Source organism: Streptomyces sp. NPDC001634, assembly GCF_040298185.1.
GTDB lineage: Bacteria > Actinomycetota > Actinomycetes > Streptomycetales > Streptomycetaceae > Streptomyces.
Map to the genome: position 1 here is coordinate 13,253 of NZ_JBEOZU010000009.1, position 20,398 is coordinate 33,650.

Consider the following 20,398-nt stretch of genomic DNA (forward strand, 5'->3'; position numbering starts at 1 on the left):
CCTATGACAGCGGTCATAGTAGCGGGCGTTATGACGCCGGTCATAGGGTGGGACGAGCATCGACGCGGTGAGTCGGGAGGTCGACGATGGCGGTGTCCGAGCGCGGGCCGCGCGAGCGGATGGTCTTCAGCGCGGCCCAGCTGATCCGGCGCGACGGCGTCACCGCGACCGGTATGCGCGAGGTCGCCGCCCATGCGCAGGCGCCGCGCGGCTCGCTCCAGCACTACTTCCCCGGTGGCAAGGAACAGCTCGTCAACGAGGCGGTGGACTGGGCCGGCCGGTATGCGGCGAAACGGGTCGCGCGCTTCCTCTCAGGGATGACCGAGCCGACGCCGAGCGGGCTCTTCGCCGCGATGGTGCATCAGTGGACGGACGAGTACGCGTCGGCCGGGTTCGGGGGAGGCTGTCCGGTCGCCGCCGCGACCGTGGACTGTGCGCAGTCCACCGACTCCACGCGGACAGCGGCCGCGGCGGCGTTCGCCTGCTGGACCCGCCCGGTGGCCGAGGCGCTGACGGACATGGGCGTCCCGGCGGCCCGTGCCGAACCGCTCGCGACGCTCATGATCAGCACGCTGGAGGGAGCGCTGCTGATCGCCCGTGCCGAACGGGACGTACGTGCGCTGACGACCGTGGCGCGGGAACTGGGGCCTCTGCTCGACGGGAGCGTCGAGCGGGACGCCTGACCGCCGGGGCGAGGCCCTGCCGCCGGTGCGGGACGCACTGCGTGCCGGGCTTGCCGTCCGTCCCCCGCCGCCACTAGCGTCCGCTCGTGATCAATGGGGCACATGTCGTGATCTACTCCCGTGACGCCGAGGCGGACCGGGTCTTCTTCCGGGACGTCCTCGGGTGGGCGCATGTCGACGCGGGTCACGGCTGGCTCGTCTTCAAGGCCCCGCCGGCCGAACTCGCCTTCCACCCGGCCGACGGAGAGCCCTCGCACGAACTCATGCTGATGTGCGACGATCTTGACTCGACGATGGCCCAACTCACCGCGAAGGGCGTCGAGTTCACCCGGGCGGTCACCGAGGCCCGCTGGGGCCGGGTCACCGGTTTCCGGCTGCCCGGCGGGGACGAGGTCGGCCTGTACGAGCCGCTCCACCCGGTGGCGTACGACCTTTGACCCGCAGCGGGAGGAGTCCTCAGAGGCATCCGAGGGCACGGTAGGTGTCGCGGGTCGTACCCGCGACCCGCGCCCAGGTGCGGTCACGGGCGACGGCCGCCCGGGCGGCGGCTCCCCAGGCCTGCCGCCTCCTTGGGCTGTAGAGCATCATTTCGAGTTCATCTGCCCAGGCCAGAGAGGACTCCGGCGGAATCAGCCGCCCGGTCAGCCCCGATTCGACCAGTTCTCTCATCGCCGTGAGATCACTTGCTGCCACGGGGAGACCGCTCGCCATCGCCTCGACCGGCTCGAACGGGGTCATCAGATGGCCGGCGCGCTCGTCGGTGCGCGGCACCGCGAACACATCCAGCACGGCGTGGTACGCCCGCACCTGGTCGTGCGGCAACCGGCCGGTGAACTGAGCCGCGCCGTCGTCCAGTCCCAGGTGCCCGGCCAGCTCTTCGAGCGTTCTTCGCTCGGGTCCTTCGCCGGCCACGAGCAGCCGCACCGGCACGCCCCGGCGTCTGAGCTCGGCCCCGGCCTCCAGCAGCGTGCCGATGCCCTCCTGGCGGGTGAGGGCGCCGGCCGTGCCGACGACGTACTCGTCGGGCCCGATGCCGAGACGGGCGCGCAGGGCGCGGCCATCGGGCGGCGCCTCGAGGAAGTTCGGGTCGACGGCGTCGGGCGCGATCCGCACCCGTTCCTCCGGCACCCCGCGCGAGACGATCTCGGCCTTCATCGCCTCGCCCAGAGTCAGTACCGCATCCGCCTCGCGCATGCAGTACGTCTCCAGCTCCCGCAGTGCGCGATAGGTCTCGTCGCTCCGACGGCGGCCGGGCGCCAGGGTCAGCCAGCTCTCCTCCGGGAAGCAGCGCACCTCGTAGACCACGGGAAGCCGGTACGCCTCGCGCAGGGCCAGCGCCACCCGGCCGTTGCCGTGGTCGCCGGCAGCGTGCAGCACCGAAGGGCGCAGCCGTTCGACGAGCCGGGCGGCCAGCTCGGCGTTGCGCGCCAGCACCGGCCCCGAGCCGTAGGGGAGCCACCACGGAAGCAGCCGGTGTTGGGGGACGCCCTCCAGCAGGTGCAGCGGCCGGGCGTCGAACACCCCTTGGGTCACCGGAAAACCGATGCGCGTGACCACGTGCGGGTCGAGCCCCGACGCCGACTGCGCTCGGGCGAGAGCCTGGGTGCGCAGGGTGTGGCCCGTGTGCCTGTACGGCGGCCCGTCGGTGACCAGGTGCAGCACGCGGCCGGGCACGGGCCGGATCGGACGCCCCGGCGTGGTTGTTACGCGGGCGGGGGACGGCTCCCCCGACGGTCCCGACGGGCGGGCCCGTACGGCGAGGCGGCGCTCGAGAGGCCGCAGCGGACGCCGGGCACGGGACGGCAGCAGTCGTACGGCGAGCAGGACCGCACGCCGCGGATCGTGCCGCAACTCGGCCCAGGCCACCGAGGCAGCCAGGGTGAGGGCGCGTACCGGGCGACGGGGCGGGCGACGGGACATGGCGTCAGGCTAGGACGCGCAGATGACCGACATGCGACGTGCGGCCCCGGCCACCCGGACGGCGGGCACACGACGTGCGGGCCGGCCGGCCGGAGAGAGACGGGCGCACGATGTGCGGGCCGGTCAGCGGGAAAGAGAGACAGGCGCACGATGTGTGCGCCGGGCTCTTCCCGTGTCGGGCGGGTGAGCGCCCGGCCGGGCGCTCACCATGAGCCGGGCGCTCACCATGAAGGGCGGGGGAGTGGGGCAGCAGACGGACCCGGGTCCCCGAACAGCCCGGTGCAGTCGGGGACCCGGGTGACCAGGGGTGCCTCAGGCCGTGACCGTCTCCCGGCTCGCTGCCTTGCCGGCCGGGCGCTCGCCGAGCTGCTCCGAGGGCACCTTGTGCGTCTCACGGGCCGTGAGGGCGGCGACGACCGGCGGGACGCACAGGGCCGCCGTGAACAGGGCCACCGACGACCAGTCCGTGCCATGGGGACCCGCGATCTCCGCGGCGAAGGTGACCGCGAACCCGGCCACCGCGAAACCGATCTGCGTACCGATCGCCACCCCGGACAGGCGCACCCGGGTCGAGAACATCTCGCCGTAGAAGGAGGGCCAGACACCGTTCGCGGCGCTGTAGACGACACCGAAGGTGAGGATGCCCAGGAGCAGAGTCAGCGGGTACGAGCCGGTCGAGATCGACCACAGGTAGAGGAACATCATCACCGCGCTGCCGACGGCGCCGACCAGATACACCGGGCGGCGGCCGATGCGGTCCGAGAGCGTGGCCCAGGCGGGGATCGCGCCCAGGGCGACCAGGTTGGCGAGGGCGCCCACCCACAGCATGGAGGAGCGGGACATGCCCACCGCGTCGCTGGTGGCGTACGCCAGCGCCCACACGGTGAAGATCGTGCTGACCGAGGCGATGAGGGCACCCGCGATCACCCGCAGCACGTCCGCCCAGTGTTCGCGCAGCAGCACGGCGAGCGGCAGCCGGACGACGCCCTCGGTGGCGGCCTGCCGGGCGAAGGCCGGGGTCTCCGCGAGCCTGCGCCGGATGACATAGCCGACGGCGGCGACCACGACGCTCAGCCAGAACGGGACGCGCCAGCCCCACGAGAGCAGTTGGTCCTCGGGGAGCGCGGCGACGGGGATGAAGACGAGCGTGGCGATGAGCTGGCCGCCCTGGGTGCCGCTGAGCGTGAAGCTGGTGAAGAAGCCGCGCCGGTGCGGTGGCGCGTGCTCCAGGCTCATGGAGCTGGCGCTGGCCTGCTCGCCCGCCGCCGAGATGCCCTGCAGGACGCGGCACAGCACCAGTAGCACCGGGGCCAGGCCGCCCACCTGGGCGCGGGTGGGCAGACAGCCGATGAGGAACGTCGACAGGCCCATCAGGATCAGCGTGAACACCATGATCTTCTTGCGGCCGTGCCGGTCGCCGAAGTGGCCGAGGAACAGCGCGCCGACCGGGCGGGCCGCGTAGGCGACGCCGAACGTGGCGAGGGACAGGAGTGTTGCGTTGGCCGGGTCGGACGCGTCGAAGAAGACCTTCGGGAAGATCAGCGCGGCCGCGCTGCCGTAGATGAAGAAGTCGTAGTACTCCAGCGCGCTGCCGATCCAGGCGGCCGTCGCGGCCTTCTTCGGCTGGCCGGGCGGGGCGTCCGGGGGCGTGGCGGGGACAGACACGGCGTGCTCCTTCGAGGGGACTCCAACGTAAGTGGAGTGAGCGGAGGGGAGAAGTGCCGGATCCCTGGGGTGACGGGTCGGCCGCGCCGGGCGCGCAGCTTTTCGGTTCGCTCGCGTCCCGGCTAATTAACCCACTGGATAGTTAGTAGCGGTTGGCCAGTGATGTTGCGCCCGTGTTTCCCGGGTGTCAAGGGTCCGTGCCGAAGGATCTTCGGGCGAGGGGTGCCGCTCAGACTTCCGTGCGGTCCGCCGTCAGATACGCGATGACCATGTCGCCGAGCATCGTGCGGTAGTGCTCGCGCTGGTCGGCGGCCACCAGATCGCGGCCGAACAGGGCGCCGAAGGTGTGCCGGTTGGCGACACGGAAGAAGCAGAAGGAGCTGATCATCGCGTGCAGGTCGACGGCGTCGACATCGGCCGTGAACAGGCCTGACTTCTGGCCCGCTTCAAGAATGCGGCGGATGACGTCCAGGGCGGGCGAGCCGATTTTCCCGAGCCGCTCGGAGGCGGCGATGTGCCCCGCCTCGTGGATGTTCTCGATGCTGACGAGGCGGATGAAGTCGGGGTGCTGCTCATGGTGGTCGAAGGTGAGCTCCGCCAGGCGCCGGATGGCCGCGACCGGGTCCAGATGCTCGACGTCGAGTTGCTGCTCGGCCTCGCGGATCACCGAGTAGGCCCGCTCCAGTACGGCGGTGAACAGCTGTTCCTTGCCGCCGAAGTAGTAGTAGATCATCCGCTTGGTGGTGCGGGTGCGGGCGGCGATCTCGTCCACGCGGGCCCCGTCGTACCCGGCCCGGGCGAATTCCTGCGTGGCGACGTCGAGGATCTCGGCCTTGGTGCGGGCGGCGTCGCGGATGCGCCCGCCTGGTCGTGCCGGTTCGTCGACGCTGGTCATGGGGTTCCTTCGGGCGAGGGGCCGGTGCCGGTGATTGTAGAAGCACGGCCGGGGTGTTCCCGTCGGGTCTTCACGTGGACCAGTGATGCTGATATAGCTAACGTACTGGTTCGTACATTAGTGCCGCTCGGGAGGAACCGCCGTGCCCCAGGACTCATATCTCGTCGGCCTCATCGGCTCGGGCATCGGTCCCTCGCTCAGCCCCGCCCTGCACGAGCGGGAGGCCGGCCGCCAGGGGGTGCGCTACCTCTACCGGCTGATCGACATCGACGCGCTCGGCGTCGGGCCGGAAGCCGTGGGCGATCTGGTCCGGGCCGCCCGCGACCTGGGCTTCGACGGGCTGAACATCACGCATCCGTGCAAGCAGCTCGTCATCCCCCATCTGGACGCGCTCGCCCCGCAGGCCGAGGCGCTCGGCGCGGTCAACACCGTCGTCTTCGAGGACGGCCGGGCCGTCGGCCACAACACCGATGTCACCGGCTTCGCGGCCTCCTTCGCCCGCGGACTGCCCGACGCCCCGCTGGAGCGGGTGGTGCAGCTGGGCGCGGGCGGCGCGGGTGCGGCCGTCGCACACGCCCTGCTGACGCTCGGCGCCGGGAACGTCACCGTCGTCGACGCCCTGCCCGACCGTGCAGGCGGCCTCGCCGCCTCTCTGAACGGACACTTCGGCGCCGGGCGTGCGGCTGCGGCCGGCCTCGACGCGCTGCCGGCCCTGCTGAGGGGCGCCGACGGGATCGTGCACGCCACGCCCACCGGCATGGCCGCCCACCCCGGACTGCCATTTCCGGCCGAGTTGCTGCATCCCGGACTGTGGGTCGCCGAGGTGGTCTACCGTCCGCTGGAGACCGAACTGCTGCGCACCGCCCGCACCTTCGGTTGCCTCACCCTCGACGGGGGTGGCATGGCCGTCTTCCAGGCCGCGGACGCCTTCCGCCTGTTCACCGGCCGGGAACCCGACAGCACGCGCATGCTGGCGGACATCGCAGAGCTGGCCGGAGCGGCGGGCGCCCGCAACCAGTAGGGAGAACCGTCATGCGTACGTCCATCGCCACCGTCTCGCTCAGCGGATCCCTGACCGAGAAGCTCACCGCCGCGGCCCGGGCCGGCTTCGACGGCGTCGAGATCTTCGAGAACGACCTGCTTGCCGGCCCGCTGAGCCCCGAGGAGGTCCGGGCCCGCTGCGCCGACCTCGGCCTGACCATCGACCTCTACCAGCCGATGCGCGACATCGAGGCCGTCCCCCCGGAGGCGTTCGAGCGGAGTCTGCGCCGGGCCCGGCACAAGTTCCAGCTGATGAACCGGCTGGGCGCGGACACCGTTCTGGTCTGCTCCAGCGTCTCCCCGCTCGCCGAGGACGACGACGCGCTCGCGGCCTGGCATCTGCGGAAACTCGCCGACCTGGCACAGGACTTCGGGATCCGGGTCGCCTACGAGGCGCTGGCCTGGGGCCGGCACGTCAGCACATACGACCACGCATGGCGCATCGTCCAGGCCGCCGACCACCCCGCGCTCGGCACCTGCCTGGACAGCTTCCACATCCTCGCCCGGGGCAGCGACCCCAAGGGCATCGAGGACATACCCGGCGAGAAGATCTTCTTCCTGCAGCTGGCCGACGCCCCGCTGATGGCGATGGACGTCCTGCAATGGAGCCGCCACTACCGCTGCTTCCCCGGCCAGGGCGGCTTCGATGTCGCCGGGCTCCTCGGACACGTGATGCGCGCCGGCTACACCGGCCCGCTGTCCCTGGAGGTCTTCAACGACGTCTTCCGGCAGGCCGAGGCGGGCCCCACCGCGGTGGACGCCCGCCGCTCGCTCCTTGTCCTCCAGGAGGCGACCGGGCTCGCGACCCCGCCTGCGCCCGTCGTGCCGACCGGCATCGCGTTCGCCGAACTCGTCACCCCGGACGTCGACCCGGTCTCCGCGCTCCTCGGCGCGCTCGGCTTCGCCCGGACGGCCCGGCACCGCACCAAGCCCGTGGACCTCTGGGAGCAGGGAGAGGCCCGCGTCCTCGTCAACACGGGTCCGGCCGCACGCCGCGACGGCACCGCGCTCGCCGCGATCGGCCTGGAGTCACCGGACCCGGCGGGCGCCGCCCACCGCGCCGAGGCCCTCCTCGCCCCGGTCCTGCCACGCCGCCGCGCCCTCGCGGACGCCCCGCTGGAGGCGGTGGCCGCCCCAGACGGCACGGAACTCTTCTTCTGCTCCACCGAACAGCCCGGACTTCCCAGCTGGCGGGGCGACTTCGAGGACGTCCCGCACGAGATCCCGGCCCCCGGCGTCGACCGTATCGACCACCTCGCCCTCACCCAGCCCTGGCACCAGTTCGACGAGGCGGCCCTCTTCCACCGCAGCGTGCTCGGCCTGACCGCCCGGGAGAGCGTCGACGTCGCCGACCCCTACGGACTGCACCGCAGCCGCGCGGTCACCAACGCCGACGGCAGCGTGCGCATCGCCCTGAGCGTTGGACCCGCCCCCACCGACAACGGCGCCCGCGCCCAGCACATCGCGCTCGCCACCGGGGACGTGGCCGCGGCGGCCCGGCGCTTCCGCGAGGCGGGCGGCCGGCTCCTGGAGGTGCCCGCGAACTACTACGACGACCTCGCGGCGCGGTTCGAGTTCGCCGACGGCGAGCTGGAGACGTACCACGACCTCGGCATCCTCTACGACCGTGACGAGCACGGCACCTTCCGCCACTGCTACACGCAGACCGTGGGCCGCGTCTTCTTCGAACTGGTCCAGCGGGACGGCGGATACCGGGGTTACGGCGCCCAGAACGCGCCGGTGCGGCTGGCGGCTCAGCACGCGGGGCGGCCGGTGCGCTGAGTACCTGCGTCTGAACCCCGGAGCTGGATCTTCGGTCGGGTCCGGCCTGGCGGTGTGTCCGAGTTCGTCGGGCTGCCGGTTCAGCGGTGGTGTCCGGTGTGCGACTCCCCGTTGACGTGGGGAGCCGCGCCAAGGGCGGCCTGCGGCAGGTGGTGATGCAATGCCCACCATGGTCGGGCAAGGCAGCCGCGGTCGTCTCGCGTACTCGCGCATCGGGCCACACGTGCTCAGGACCTCGCCCGCGTCGGCAGCCCATGTCGGCGGAGGAATGCGTCGACGAGCCCGTCGGTGAATGCGTGGCCGATCGGCTCGTCGGTCACCATCGCGCGGTAGTACAGAGGGCCCAGGAGCTGGTCCGTCTCGGCCGCCATGTCGAGGTCGGCAGGGAGCTGCCCCCTGTCCACGGCCCGTTCCAGTGGCAGGCGGTCGCGGCAGCGCTGCACGTCGAGACATCTGGACCGGAAGTCCTGGGCGAACACCGGGTCGTGCTGCGCCTGGGCGATCAGCGCCTTGAAGACGGCGCCAGGGTCGGATTCGCTGGGCCGCCAGGGCCGGGGAGTTCACGACGCAGCTGGGCCGGGCCCTCGCGGAGCCCGGCCCGTATCCGATCGACTGCGTGGTGCCCCCGGTCGTCCGAGGGCTGTCACCTGCGTGCTCAGGCCTGGTCCCACAGCTCCGCGTGCCGTCGATGTGCCTCCGTCAGACCGTGGTTGAAGAACCGGTCGTAGTAGTCGCCCTCCACGTGGTGCGCCTGCAGCCAGATGCCCGGGACATGGATCGCGTCGGTGTGCGCCGGGAAGCGGCGGTGCGTCGTGATGATGTACTCGCAGATGTCCCGGGCGCAGTCGATGACCCGTTCCTCGTACTCACTCGCCTCGGCGAGGTAGCGCTGCCCGTAGTCCTCCTTGTAGATGCGGGTGAAGACGTCCTTGTCGGTGTAGACGCCGCCCGGCCCGAACTTCGACCTGATGACCGCGTCGACCGCGTCCGACATGGACGGGTGCGCGGGCGGGCAGGCGGCCGCGATCAGGGGTTCGCCCTCGGGCGACGTGAGGCCGACCGGATGGGAGCGCAGGGTCGCGTACCTGGGCAGCGGGACGTGCCAGCGCCAGATGTCGGCGAGGCGCCAGCGGGGGGTGACGAACGTGAAGCCGAGCATCTTCCCGTACCGGCTGGAGAACTTCGGGTCGCCCAGGGCGATCTGCGGGTTCAGTGAGGCGTGGATCCAGGCGCCCAGGCCCATCGCCTCGGCCGTCAGCATCAGGTTCTGCAGCAGCAGGTCCGCCTCGATCTGGGTGCGCATGGGGCCGAGCGCGCCCAGCGGCAGTTTGAGGTCCTTGTTGAGGAAGCCGTTGTCGATCCACTTCCTCACCCCGGCGGGCCGGTAGAAGTTGCGGTCGTCGACGATCGTGGGGCGCGCCCCGTCCGGCTGGGTGAGCAGGTACATCAGCGCGTTGATGTACTGGTGCGAGAGGTCGACCACCGGGAAGAAGACCGTCGTGCCCGGCAGGTTGGACAGGAACCGGTTCGAGTCGAGGTACGCAGGAAAGTCGCGCATCCCATCGGCCACGTCGAGCCGGTGGTCGAGCACCCGCACCTTGGCCTCGCGCGCCCGTGCCACCAGCGTCTCCGTGTCGAACGGTTCGTTCGGCGCCGGGGGCAGCTTGCGAAGGTAGTAGGTGCCCGAGTCGTTGATCATGAAGAAGTGGGTGCCCTGCGCGTTGTCCGGGCTGCCCGCGGTGCGTCCGGTCATGGTCAGACTGGGCTTGGCCATGATGGGTTGGCCGTCCCGCGGGTCCTCGAAGGGCCGGTCGGGCATGGTCAGTCCGGTGGAGCCGGTCAGCGCGATCAGTACCGCCTCCTCCAGCTCCGACAGCGGGAGCGGCGGGTGCGGTGAGCTGTAGCTCATGGAGCCGGCGGGCACCGACGCGCCACGGCTGACGCGGTGCGTGCGACGGTGCCAGACCGTCTCCAGCAGGGGCCGGGTGAAGAGGTCCGTCAGCCCCGCTCCTGAACCGGCGCCCTTCGGCCCCGCGCCATGGTCAGCCATCCGAGCCTCCATCCGTCGTCGGCTTCACCGTCCGCCAGGGCGCGAACGCGCTCGTGCCCCGCGGCAGCAGCGCCGCCAGCTCCGGGCAGTGCCGCAGGATCACGGAGTTCATGCCGCCCTTCTCCACCCAGTCGATACCCAGCGGGGTGTACACCTCGGGCCGGTAGTCGACGGTCAGGAAACGGTCGGACTGAAGCCGCCGGCTGGCCATCAGGATGAAGATGCGGAACGCGGTGTCGCTGAAGCCGAACCCGGCCGGCGGGTTCTCCGCGAACAGGCCGACCACCGTGTCGATGTCGTCGACGGAGCGGTAGACCTCCTTCAAGCGCGTCAGCGTCCCGGCGTTCTCGGTGAGTTCCTCGAAGGAACGGATGCGCTGCTTGTGCAACCCCGCGCGGAAGTCGTTGTAGCGCGGGACGCCGCGCCGCCGGGTGCGCACCAGGTCGACCACCGACAGGTCGATGATCTCGCCGTCCCGCTCGAAGTGCTGAAGCGCGCGCGGGAAGTTGTGCAGGGTGATCGCGCCCGGGTGGGCGATGCCGAACGAGTACAGCGTGTTCGCCAGGCCCGTCTTGCGGATCTGCGACTCGGCCGCGCCGCCCTGGATGTCCGTGAAGCCGACCGTCTCCAGCCGTTGCCCGAAGTGGTGCTCGCACAGCTCGTAGTCGTCCGGGATCAGCGGATGCATCCGGTAGACCGTGACGAAGTCCTCGGTCAGCGAGTACGGCGCCGCGTGGTGGTCGGGCAGCGTCTTCGGGATGCCCTTGAGGGAGTGCGCCTCGAAGAGCCACAGGCCCAGCTGGTTGAGCCAGTTCTTCGGCGGACCCTGCCAGTTGGTCTTCAGCGCGAGGTCGATGGCCTCGGTGGCGAGGATCGCCGGCGTCCACTCCACCGTGTGGATCTTCGCGATCAGCGCCGAGACCACCAGCCGGGCCGTGTGGTAGATCCGCTCCTCGCTCATCGACGGGTACTCGGCGCGCAGCGCATCGCAGACCGTGTTGTGTTCCCGCGCGAACAGCGTGTGCATCGCACTGAGCCCCATCCACCAGCTCTCGTTGAAGCCGGTGAGCGGAATACCGTTCGCCCCGATCGGCAGATGGCCGTCCTCCAGGCGGATCCGGGCACCCCCGTCGGGCTCGCGCAGGAACCGGGCCGTCTGCTCGTCCTCGCCGTACACCTCGGAGCCGTCCCACCAGTGTGAGGCGACGTTCCCGAACAGGATCGGCGGACGGCCCCCCGGTACCTCGATGCCCTCGTTCTCCGCGAACCGCATCACGTTCTCGGCCGGGCCGCCCGGTGTGTTGTGCCAGGGCCCGCTGCCGGGCGGCAGCGGCACCTCGACCGAGCGCTCGCCCGGCTTGTAGCGGCGGTGGTTGACCCAGTCGTGCACCTGGAACTGGATCCACGCGGCGGCGAGGACGTTGAGCGAGGTTGCGGGCAGGAACCGCTCGCGGTACAGCAGTTCTCGGCTGACCGTGACCGGGTTGGGGGTGTCGAAGAGATCGGGCCGGTAGTCCGGCTTCAGGTTGCGGCCGAAGGTGGCGCCCACCGCGCCCATCCTCGGGACGGACAGATCGTCGTACCTGCCGTCGTACGACCGCTCGGTGCGCAGCCGTTCAGGGATCGGCTCCGGCACCGGCTGGGCCCTGGGCGGCGCCTCGTGGGGTTCGGTGTCGATCAGGTTCTGCCGGCGCAGCACCTTGCGCAGGAACACCAGGTTCAGCAGGCTCAGCTGCAACGGCAGCCGGTGCCAGGGCACAGAGCGGTTCAGCAGCCGGAACGCCGCGCCCACCGGCGGTGCCAGGAGCCGGTTCTGCAACGGCTCCGGAGTGACGAACTTGAGGCCCTGCCGATGGGCGCTGCTCGCCTGGTAGGCGGCCTTGCGCGCCCGGTTGATGTTGCCGAGCGGACGGAACTCGTCCGTCGTGTACCAGGGGTTGAAGGAGAGCTCGTCGATGCGGCGGGCGGCGGCCCGGGCCTCGGCGCCGTCCAGGTCCTGGCCGGGCACGGTCAGCCGGGCGATCGGCACGACGGGGGAGACCCCCTCCTTCCACTCCACCGACGCGTCCTCGACCGGGGTGTGCCGCTCGTCGGCGAACCGCTGGACGCACAGGTCGAAGACGACGTCGGCCTTCGCCAGCCGCTGCGCGATCTCGCGGTGCAGGAAGTCGGGGTCCTCACGGTCGGGCGAAAGCGCGGGCGGGCTGCCCGGAGCGGGACGCAGCAGATAGCGCACCGGTCCGGCTTCGCCCCACAGGATCGCCCCGCGGCTCCAGTACGTCTCGGAGGCGAGGGAGGTGACGGCGTGCCGGGCCGCGGCCTGCACAGTGCGGCGCATCCGGTTGGCGGTGCCGAGGCCGACCGCCAGCGGGAGCTTCACGAACAGCCCGAACGCCTTCTGCAGCGGGGTGCGGGCGCCTGCCATCGCCTTGGCGAACGCCACGAACTCCCGCGCATTGCGGGCGTGTGAGACGGGGTGACTGGTCGCCAGCAGGTCGTGGCTCTCCTCCGCCGACACCCGCACCCGTACGGCCGCACCGCGCAGGTCGGGTGCCCCATCGCCCTGCCGGATGCCGCTTGCGTTGGACAGCCGCACGGTCGCCGGGTACTCGGCGCCCGGCTGGGCGAACCCGACGCGCAGATCGGCCGGCAGATCGTCGTGGAAGCGCAGCCGGGCGTTCTCCACCGCCAAAGGTGCCTTGGCATGGAAGGTGCGCGAAATCGCGCCTCCGCCGGCCCGCCGGTTCCTGAGCTGCACCTCCATCAGTTCCTTGGCCAGGCGCTCGAACACCAGCCGTTCCGCCTCGGGACTGCCGCCTTCGTATCGCTCGTACTGCTGCTCGTGCTGCCCGGTCTCGGCCATCGGTCGCTTCCTTCGTGCGGATGCGTACGCAGGGGCCAGCACGTTATCGGCCCTGCCCGGGGCGCCCACAGCGGTGCTTCCCGCCGATGTGCGCCGTGTCGTGAGCTCTACGAACAATAGGACGATCAGTGGTATTTGCGCTCGTCATCGGAATGGCCGAAATCCAGTTCGAAACTGGTGTCCATCCCGTGCACTCCTCGGCCCCCAGCAATCCCACCCGGCACTGCCGAGGTTGGCCGAGGAGTGACTGGTCCGCGGTTGACGACCGTGCTCCGCGGTGGTGTACGGCCTCGACCCGCACGCGCCGGCGACCTGCGCGGCGTACTCGTACGCCGGATTCGGACAGCGCGGCGACCCGGGCACGGCCGCACGTACGATGTCCACGCGGGCTTCCAGCGCAACATCCGCGCCACCCGTCATCCGGCCGTCGGGGTCCTTGAGCGCGGCCTGCGCGGCAAGTCGGTGAACCCCGCACGGCGCTCGCCTTCGCCGCCGACACGGCCATCGAGACGATCTCGCCGCCGGGCGGCGCCCTGCGCACCCCCGCCACCCGTCCGGCCGCGGCGCCCGGCGAACTGGCGGTGCGCGTCAGCGAGGCGGCTCGCCGCGTGCTGCGGCCCCTGCTGCGACCGGCCGAGCCCGGCCGGGCCGGAGAACACCGAACCGCGCCTGCCCTGTCCGCGGATCGACAGCCCTCGAAGCGGCGGCGAAACTAGCGGGGAGCCGCAGCAGTTCCGGATGTGTTCCATTCCGCGATCACGGGCCAGTCGTGCTCGGTGGACAGCCGGCTGACCGTTCCCGTCGCCAGCTGGAACAGCCGGCCCTCGGTGGCCGGAAGACCGAGGCGGCGAGCGGTGAGGACGCGCAGGAAGTGTCCGTGTGCCACGAGGATCACATCGCCTTCGGCGAGGGCGGGCGCGATGCGGGCCAGCACCCGGTCGGCGCGCGCTCCCACCTCGTCCGGCGACTCACCGGGGTGTCCGGGCGGGCCCGGCGGCACCCCGTCGGCCCACAGCACCCAGTCGGGCCGGGTGCGGTGGATCTCCGCGGTGGTGATGCCCTCGTAGCCGCCGTAGTCCCACTCGTGCAGATCGGGGTCGGGCGCGGCGCCGGACAGGCCCGCGAGTTCCGCGGTGCGTATCGCCCGGTGCAGGGGGCTGGTGAGGGTGAGAGCGAAGGTGCGTCCGGCGAGCACCGGGGCGAGGGACTTGGCCTCTTCCTCGCCCCGGTGGGTGAGCGGGAGATCGGTCCAGCTGGTGTGCTGTCCCGAGACGCTCCACTCGGTTTCGCCGTGGCGGACCAGCAGGAGGTCGCCCACGGCTCACCTACTCCGCGGACTCGACGGCGTGGCCGCCGAACTGGTTGCGCAGCGCCGCGATCATCTTCATCTGCGGCGAGTCGTCCTGACGCGAGCTGAAACGCGCGAACAGCGAGGCGGTGATCGCGGGCAGCGGCACCGCGTTGTCGATGGCCGCCTCCACGGTCCAGCGGCCCTCTCCGGAGTCCTCGGCCCAGCCGCGCAGCTTGTCCAGGTGCTCGTCCTCCTGGAGTGCGTTGACCGCGAGGTCCAGCAGCCAGGAGCGGATGACCGTGCCCTCCTGCCAGGAGCGGAAGACCTCGCGGACGTTCTCCACGGAGTGGACCTTCTCCAGCAGCTCCCAGCCCTCGGCGTACGCCTGCATCATGGCGTACTCGATGCCGTTGTGGACCATCTTCGAGAAGTGCCCGGCGCCGACCCGGCCCGCGTGGACGTACCCGTACGGGCCCTCCGGCTTGAGTGCCTCGAAGATCGGCTGGAGCCGCTCGACGTGCTCCTTGTCGCCGCCGACCATCAGCGCATAGCCGTTCTGCAGGCCCCAAACGCCGCCGGAGACGCCCGCATCCACGAAGCCGATGCCCTTGATGCCGAGTTCCGCGGCGTGCTTCTCGTCGTCTGTCCAGCGGGAGTTGCCGCCGTCGACCACCGTGTCGCCGGGCGACAGCAGGTCCCCCAGCTCGTCGATGACGGACTGGGTGGCGTGGCCGGCCGGGACCATCACCCAGACCACGCGCGGGGCGTCGAGCTGTTCGACCAGTTCGGCGAGGCTCTTCACGTCGGAGACGTCGGGGTTGCGGTCGTAGCCGATGACGGTGTGGCCTGCGCGGCGGATCCGCTCGCGCATGTTGCCGCCCATCTTGCCGAGGCCGATGAGTCCGAGCTGCATATCAGTTCACTTCTTTCTGAGCGTGCGGTAGGCGGCCACGAGGGCGGTGGTGGAGGGGTCGAGGCCGGCTACGTCCGTGCCTTCCGTGAGCGCGGGTTCGACGCGCTTGGCCAGGACCTTGCCCAGTTCCACGCCCCACTGGTCGAAGGAGTCGATGTTCCAGACGGCGCCCTGCACGAACACCTTGTGCTCATAGAGGGCGATGAGCTGGCCGAGGACCGAGGGGGTGAGCTCGGTCGCCAGGATCGTGGTGGTGGGGTGGTTGCCGCGGAAGGTGCGGTGCGGCACCTGCTCCTCCGGCACGCCCTCCGCCCGTACCTCCTGGCTCGTCTTGCCGAAGGCGAGCGCCTGGCCCTGGGCGAACAGGTTGGCCATCAGCAGGTCGTGCTGCGCCTTGAGCTCGTCGCTCAGCTCGTCGACCGGGTTCGCGAAGCCGATCAGATCGGCCGGGATCAGCTTGGTGCCCTGGTGCAGCAGCTGGTAGTAGGCGTGCTGGCCGTTGGTGCCGGGCGTGCCCCACACCACCGGGCCGGTCTGCCACTCCACCGGGTGCCCCTCACGGTCCACCGACTTGCCGTTGGACTCCATGTCCAGCTGCTGCAGATACGCGGTGAACTTCGACAGGTAGTGCGAGTATGGCAGCACCGCGTGCGACTGGGCGCCGAAGAAATTGCCGTACCAGATGCCCAACAGGCCCAGGAGAAGCGGGGCGTTGGCCTCCGCCGGTGCGGACAGGAAGTGCTCGTCGACGATGCGGAAGCCGTCGAGCATCTCCCGGAACCGCTCCGGGCCGATGGCGATCATCAGGGACAGACCGATCGCCGAGTCGTAGGAGTAGCGGCCGCCGACCCAGTCCCAGAACTCGAACATGTTGTCCGGGTCGATACCGAACTCGGTGACCTTCCCTGCGTTCGTCGACAGGGCCACGAAGTGCTTGGCGACCGCCTTCTCGTCGCCGTCGAAGGCCTTCAGCAGCCAGGAGCGCGCCGAGGTCGCATTGGTGATCGTCTCGATCGTGGTGAACGTCTTGGACGCGACGATGAACAGCGTCTCCGCCGGGTCCAGGTCACGGGTGGCCTCGTGCAGGTCGGCGCCGTCCACGTTCGACACGAACCGGAACGTCAGCGAGCGGTCGCTGTAGGCGCGCAGCGCCTCGTACGCCATCGCCGGGCCCAGGTCGGAGCCGCCGATGCCGATGTTGACGACATTGCGGATCCGCCTGCCGGTGTGGCCGGTCCACTCGCCCGAGCGGACCCGGTTTGCGAAGGCGGTCATCTTGTCGAGCACCGCGTGGACCTCGGGCACCACATTCACGCCGTCGACCTCGATCACGGCGTCCCGCGGCGCGCGCAGTGCGGTGTGCAGGACGGCCCGGTTCTCGGTGACGTTGATCTTCTCACCGCGGAACATGGCGTCCCGCTGACCGAACACATCGGTGGCGGTGGCCAGTTCCTGGAGCAGGGCGAGGGTCTCGTCGGTGATCAGCTGCTTGGAGTAGTCGACGAGCAGGTCACCGACGCGCACGGTGTAGTGCTGGGCCCGCTCGGGGTCCCGGTCGAACAGCTCGCGCAGGTCGGGGTGGAGCAGTGCCCCCGCGCGATGGTCCTCCAGGGCCGTCCACTCGGGGCGGTGGGTGAGCCTGGGGCGGTCAGACATGGCTGGCGTTCTCCTTGGCGGCCTCGCCGCGCAGGGCGATGGCGTACATCTCGTCCGCGTCGAGGCGGCGCAGCTCCTCGGCGATCAGTTCGGAGGTGGGGCGCACCTTCAGCGCCATGGTGCGCGACGGCTGGCCCGGCAGGGTGAGCGTGGCCAGCGGGCCCTCGGGGCGGTCGATGACGATCTCGCCCTTCTCGGTGCCCAGGCGGACGGCCGTGACGACCGGTCCGGCGGTGACGACCCGCTCCACCGGCACCTGGAGCCGGGCGCCCAGCCAGCGGGCCAGCAGTTCGGCGGCCGGGTTCTCGGCCTCGGCCTCCACGGCCGCGGAGGTCACCTTCATGCGGGCCTGGTCGAGAGCGGCGGCCAGCAGCGACCGCCAGGGCGTCAGCCGGGTCCAGGCCAGGTCGGTGTCGCCCGGGGCATACGAGGCGACCCGGGTCTCCAGCACGGCCAGCGGGTTCTCGACGGCGTACAGATCGGTGATCCGGCGCTGGGCCAGGGCGCCCAGCGGGTCCTTGGACGGGTTGTCCGGTGCGTCCACCGGCCACCACACCACGACGGGCGCGTCCGGCAGCAGCAGGGGCAGGACCACCGAGTCGGCGTGGTCGGACACCTCTCCGTACAGCCGCAGCACGACCGTTTCGCCGGTTCCGGCGTCCGCGCCCACCCGTACCTCGGCGTCCAGATGCGAGCGTGTGCGGTCGCGCGGGGTGCGGGCGTGCCGCTTGATGACGACCAGGGTGCGCGAGGGGTGCTCGTGCGAAGCCTCCTCGGCCGCCTTGATCGAGTCGTAGGCGTTCTCTTCGTCGGTCACGATGACCATCGTCAGGACCATGCCCACGGCGGGGGTGCCGAGGGCGCGGCGGCCCTGCACCAGCGCCTTGTTGATCTTGCTTGCCGTGGTGTCGGTCAGGTCGATCTTCATGGCCTGCGCCAGCTCCGTCCGTCTCGTGCGAGCATCTCGTCGGCTTCCTCGGGACCCCAGGTGCCCGAGGGGTACTGTGCGGGCTTGCCGTGCCGTTCCCAGTACTCCTCGATCGGGTCGAGGATCTTCCAGGACTCCTCCACCTCCTCCGTACGGGGGAAGAGGTTGGCGTCGCCGAGCAGTACGTCCAGGATCAGGCGTTCGTACGCCTCCGGGCTGGACTCCGTGAACGACTCGCCGTAGGCGAAGTCCATCGTGACGTCCCGGATCTCCATCGAGGTACCCGGCACCTTCGAACCGAAGCGGACCGTCATGCCCTCGTCGGGTTGCACCCGGATGACGATCGCGTTCTCGCCGAGTTCCTCGGTGGCGGTGGAGTCGAACGGGGAGTGGGGCGCACGCTGGAAGACCACCGCGATCTCGGTGACCCGGCGGCCGAGCCGCTTTCCGGTCCGCAGGTAGAAGGGGACGCCCGCCCAGCGGCGGTTGTCGACCTCCAGCTTGACGGCCGCGTACGTGTCCGTGGTGGACGCGGGGTCGATGCCCTCCTCCTGGAGGTATCCGCGCACCTGCTCGCCGCCCTGCCAGCCGGCCGCGTACTGCCCGCGCACCGTGTGCCGGCCGAGATCCTCCGGCAGCTTCACCGACTTCAGGACCTTCATCTTCTCGGTGACCAGCGCCTCGGCGTCGAAGGCGATGGGCTCCTCCATGGCGGTGAGGGCCATCAGCTGGAGCAGGTGGTTCTGGATGACGTCCCGGGCGGCGCCGATGCCGTCGTAGTAGCCGGCGCGGCCGCCGATGCCGATGTCCTCGGCCATGGTGATCTGCACATGGTCGACATACGACCGGTTCCAGATCGGCTCGTACATCTGGTTGGCGAACCGCAGCGCCAGGATGTTCTGGACGGTCTCCTTGCCCAGGTAGTGGTCGATCCGGAAGACCTGGTCCGGCTCGAACACATCGTGCACGATCGCGTTCAGCTCGCGCGCGCTCGCCAGGTCGTGGCCGAACGGCTTCTCGATGACCGCGCGCCGCCAGGAGCCCTCCGGTGCGTCCGCGAGGCCGTGCTTCTTGAGCTGCCGCACGACCTTCGGGAAGAACTTCGGCGGTACGGAGAGGTAGAAGGCGTAGTTGCCGCTGGTGCCGCGGGCGGCGTCCAACTCATCGACGGCGGAACGCAGTTGCTTGAACGCGGTGTCATCGTCGAAGTCACCGGGGATGAATCGCATGCCCTCGGCGAGCTGCTGCCAGACCTCCTCGCGGAACTCGGTACGGGCGTGCTCGCGCACCGAGTCGTGCACCACCTGCGCGAAGTCCTGGTCGGCCCAGTCGCGACGGGCGAAGCCGACGAGCGAGAAGCCCGGCGGGAGCAGACCGCGGTTGGCGAGGTCGTAGACGGCCGGCATCAGCTTCTTGCGGGACAGGTCGCCCGTGACACCGAAGATGACCAGACCGGAGGGGCCCGCGACACGGGGGAGACGGCGGTCGCGGGAGTCGTGGAGGGGGTTGACCCAGTCGGTGACAGTGGTCCCCTCGGAAAGCTCCTTGCTCATTCGCCGTCAACTCCCTTGCTCTTCAAAGAGGCGGTGACCGCCTCCAGCAGGTCCTGCCACGCCACCTCGAACTTCGCGACGCCCTCGTCCTCGAGCTGTCCCACCACCTCGTCGTACGAGATCCCGAGCCGCTCGACGGCCGCGAGGTCGGCGCGGGCCTGCGTGTAGCCGCCCGTCACCGTGTCGCCCTGGATGTCGCCGTGGTCGGCGGTGGCGTCGAGGGTGGCCTCCGGCATGGTGTTGACCGTACCCGGGGCGACCAGCTCGTCGACGTACAGCGTGTCCTTGTACGCCGGGTCCTTCACACCGGTCGAGGCCCACAGCGGACGCTGCTTGTTGGCCCCGGCGCCCGCGAGGGCGAGCCAGCGCTCACCCCCGAAGACCTCCTCGTACGCCTCGTAGGCGAGCCGTGCGTTGGCGAGCGCCGCCCTGCCCTTGAGCGTGAGGGCCTCGTCCGTGCCGAGCTTCGTCAGGCGCTTGTCGATCTCGGTGTCGACGCGGGAGACGAAGAAGGAGGCGACGGAGTGGATGGCGGACAGGTCGAGCCCGGCGGCCCTCGCCTTCTCCAGGCCGGCCAGGTAGGCGTCCATGACCTCGCGATAGCGCTCCAGCGAGAAGATCAGCGTCACATTGACGCTGATGCCCTGGCCGATGACCTCGGTGATGGCCGGGAGGCCGGCCCGGGTCGCCGGGATCTTGATCATCACGTTCGGGCGGTCGACCAGCCAGGCGAGTTGCTTGGCCTCGGCGATCGTCGCCGCGGTGTTGTGGGCGAGCCGCGGGTCGACCTCGATGGAGACCCGGCCGTCCCGCCCGTCCGTCGCCTCGTACACGGGCCGCAGGATGTCGGCGGCGGCGCGGACGTCGGCTGTCGTCATCATGCGCACGGCCTCGTCGACCGTCACGCCGCGCACGGCCAGGTCGGCCAGCTGCTCTTCGTATCCTTCTCCGGAGCCGATGGCGGCCTGGAAGATGGAAGGGTTGGTGGTGACGCCCACCACGTGCCTGGTCTCGACGAGTTCGGCGAGGTTGCCGGACGCGATCCGCTTGCGGGACAGATCGTCGAGCCAGATCGAGACGCCCTCGTCGGACAGGCGCTTCAGGGGCTCCGCGGCTGCGGTTGCTTCGGTCACTGTGATCATCTTCTTTCTGGCGATC

The 20,398-nt window shown here is 70.7% G+C and carries 15 protein-coding genes and 1 pseudogene; 4 read left to right on the top strand and 12 right to left on the bottom strand.

The annotated features are described in order from the left end of the window. Positions 1-86 precede the first annotated feature (86 nt). Complete coding sequence (locus tag ABT186_RS07990; protein ID WP_351222980.1) at positions 87-683, top strand: TetR/AcrR family transcriptional regulator; 597 nt, start codon at positions 87-89, stop codon at positions 681-683. A gap of 86 nt (positions 684-769) precedes the next feature. Next, the gene (locus ABT186_RS07995; RefSeq protein ID WP_351222978.1) at positions 770-1,120 is read left to right on the top strand and encodes a VOC family protein; all 351 of its coding nucleotides are present in this window, start codon (positions 770-772) and stop codon (positions 1,118-1,120) included. A gap of 19 nt (positions 1,121-1,139) precedes the next feature. On the opposite strand, the gene ABT186_RS08000 is transcribed toward ABT186_RS07995, so the two are convergent. The 3 genes from ABT186_RS08000 to ABT186_RS08010 all read right to left on the bottom strand — a co-directional run bounded on the left by ABT186_RS08000 (position 1,140) and on the right by ABT186_RS08010 (position 5,163). Further along, the gene (locus ABT186_RS08000; RefSeq protein ID WP_351924131.1) at positions 1,140-2,603 is read right to left on the bottom strand and encodes a glycosyltransferase; all 1,464 of its coding nucleotides are present in this window, start codon (positions 2,601-2,603) and stop codon (positions 1,140-1,142) included. 312 nt (positions 2,604-2,915) lie between these two features. Next, the gene (locus ABT186_RS08005) at positions 2,916-4,268 is read right to left on the bottom strand and encodes an MFS transporter (protein WP_351924133.1); all 1,353 of its coding nucleotides are present in this window, start codon (positions 4,266-4,268) and stop codon (positions 2,916-2,918) included. A 229-nt stretch (positions 4,269-4,497) separates the two neighbouring features. Continuing rightward, entirely contained in the window at positions 4,498-5,163 is a 666-nt protein-coding gene (locus ABT186_RS08010; protein WP_351222972.1) for a TetR family transcriptional regulator, read from the bottom strand. Between the two features lie 142 nt (positions 5,164-5,305). Here ABT186_RS08010 and ABT186_RS08015 point away from each other — a divergent pair, with 142 nt between their 5' ends. Both ABT186_RS08015 and ABT186_RS08020 read left to right on the top strand, forming a co-directional pair. Further along, the gene (locus tag ABT186_RS08015; RefSeq protein WP_351222970.1) at positions 5,306-6,184 is read left to right on the top strand and encodes a shikimate dehydrogenase; all 879 of its coding nucleotides are present in this window, start codon (positions 5,306-5,308) and stop codon (positions 6,182-6,184) included. Between the two features lie 11 nt (positions 6,185-6,195). Then, positions 6,196-7,986 (top strand): bifunctional sugar phosphate isomerase/epimerase/4-hydroxyphenylpyruvate dioxygenase family protein, encoded by a 1,791-nt coding sequence (locus ABT186_RS08020; protein ID WP_351924135.1) that lies wholly within the window; start codon positions 6,196-6,198, stop codon positions 7,984-7,986. 227 nt (positions 7,987-8,213) lie between these two features. On the opposite strand, the pseudogene ABT186_RS08025 reads toward ABT186_RS08020, so the two are convergent. The 9 genes and pseudogenes from ABT186_RS08025 to tal all read right to left on the bottom strand — a co-directional run. Beyond that, positions 8,214-8,504 (bottom strand): annotated as a pseudogene (locus ABT186_RS08025) (TetR-like C-terminal domain-containing protein); the annotation flags it as partial. A 137-nt stretch (positions 8,505-8,641) separates the two neighbouring features. Next, on the bottom strand, positions 8,642-10,036 hold the full coding sequence (locus ABT186_RS08030) for a hypothetical protein (RefSeq protein ID WP_351222966.1): 1,395 nt from the start codon (positions 10,034-10,036) through the stop codon (positions 8,642-8,644). Further along, the gene (locus ABT186_RS08035; protein WP_351924137.1) at positions 10,029-12,899 is read right to left on the bottom strand and encodes a peroxidase family protein; all 2,871 of its coding nucleotides are present in this window, start codon (positions 12,897-12,899) and stop codon (positions 10,029-10,031) included. Before ABT186_RS08035 ends, ABT186_RS08030 begins: the two co-directional genes overlap by 8 nt. Before the next feature lie 712 nt (positions 12,900-13,611). Then, the gene (locus tag ABT186_RS08040) at positions 13,612-14,217 is read right to left on the bottom strand and encodes a histidine phosphatase family protein (protein ID WP_351924139.1); all 606 of its coding nucleotides are present in this window, start codon (positions 14,215-14,217) and stop codon (positions 13,612-13,614) included. 7 nt (positions 14,218-14,224) lie between these two features. Next, positions 14,225-15,103, bottom strand: a complete 879-nt coding sequence (gnd, locus tag ABT186_RS08045) for a phosphogluconate dehydrogenase (NAD(+)-dependent, decarboxylating) (RefSeq protein ID WP_351222960.1) — start codon at positions 15,101-15,103, stop codon at positions 14,225-14,227. A gap of 6 nt (positions 15,104-15,109) precedes the next feature. Then, entirely contained in the window at positions 15,110-16,759 is a 1,650-nt protein-coding gene (gene pgi, locus ABT186_RS08050) for a glucose-6-phosphate isomerase (RefSeq protein ID WP_351924141.1), read from the bottom strand. After that, on the bottom strand, positions 16,752-17,687 hold the full coding sequence (opcA, locus tag ABT186_RS08055) for a glucose-6-phosphate dehydrogenase assembly protein OpcA (protein WP_351222956.1): 936 nt from the start codon (positions 17,685-17,687) through the stop codon (positions 16,752-16,754). Before opcA ends, pgi begins: the two co-directional genes overlap by 8 nt. Continuing rightward, entirely contained in the window at positions 17,684-19,240 is a 1,557-nt protein-coding gene (gene zwf, locus ABT186_RS08060) for a glucose-6-phosphate dehydrogenase (RefSeq protein WP_351222954.1), read from the bottom strand. Before zwf ends, opcA begins: the two co-directional genes overlap by 4 nt. Next, positions 19,237-20,382, bottom strand: a complete 1,146-nt coding sequence (gene tal / locus ABT186_RS08065; RefSeq protein ID WP_351222952.1) for a transaldolase — start codon at positions 20,380-20,382, stop codon at positions 19,237-19,239. Before tal ends, zwf begins: the two co-directional genes overlap by 4 nt. Positions 20,383-20,398: the final 16 nt, after the last annotated feature.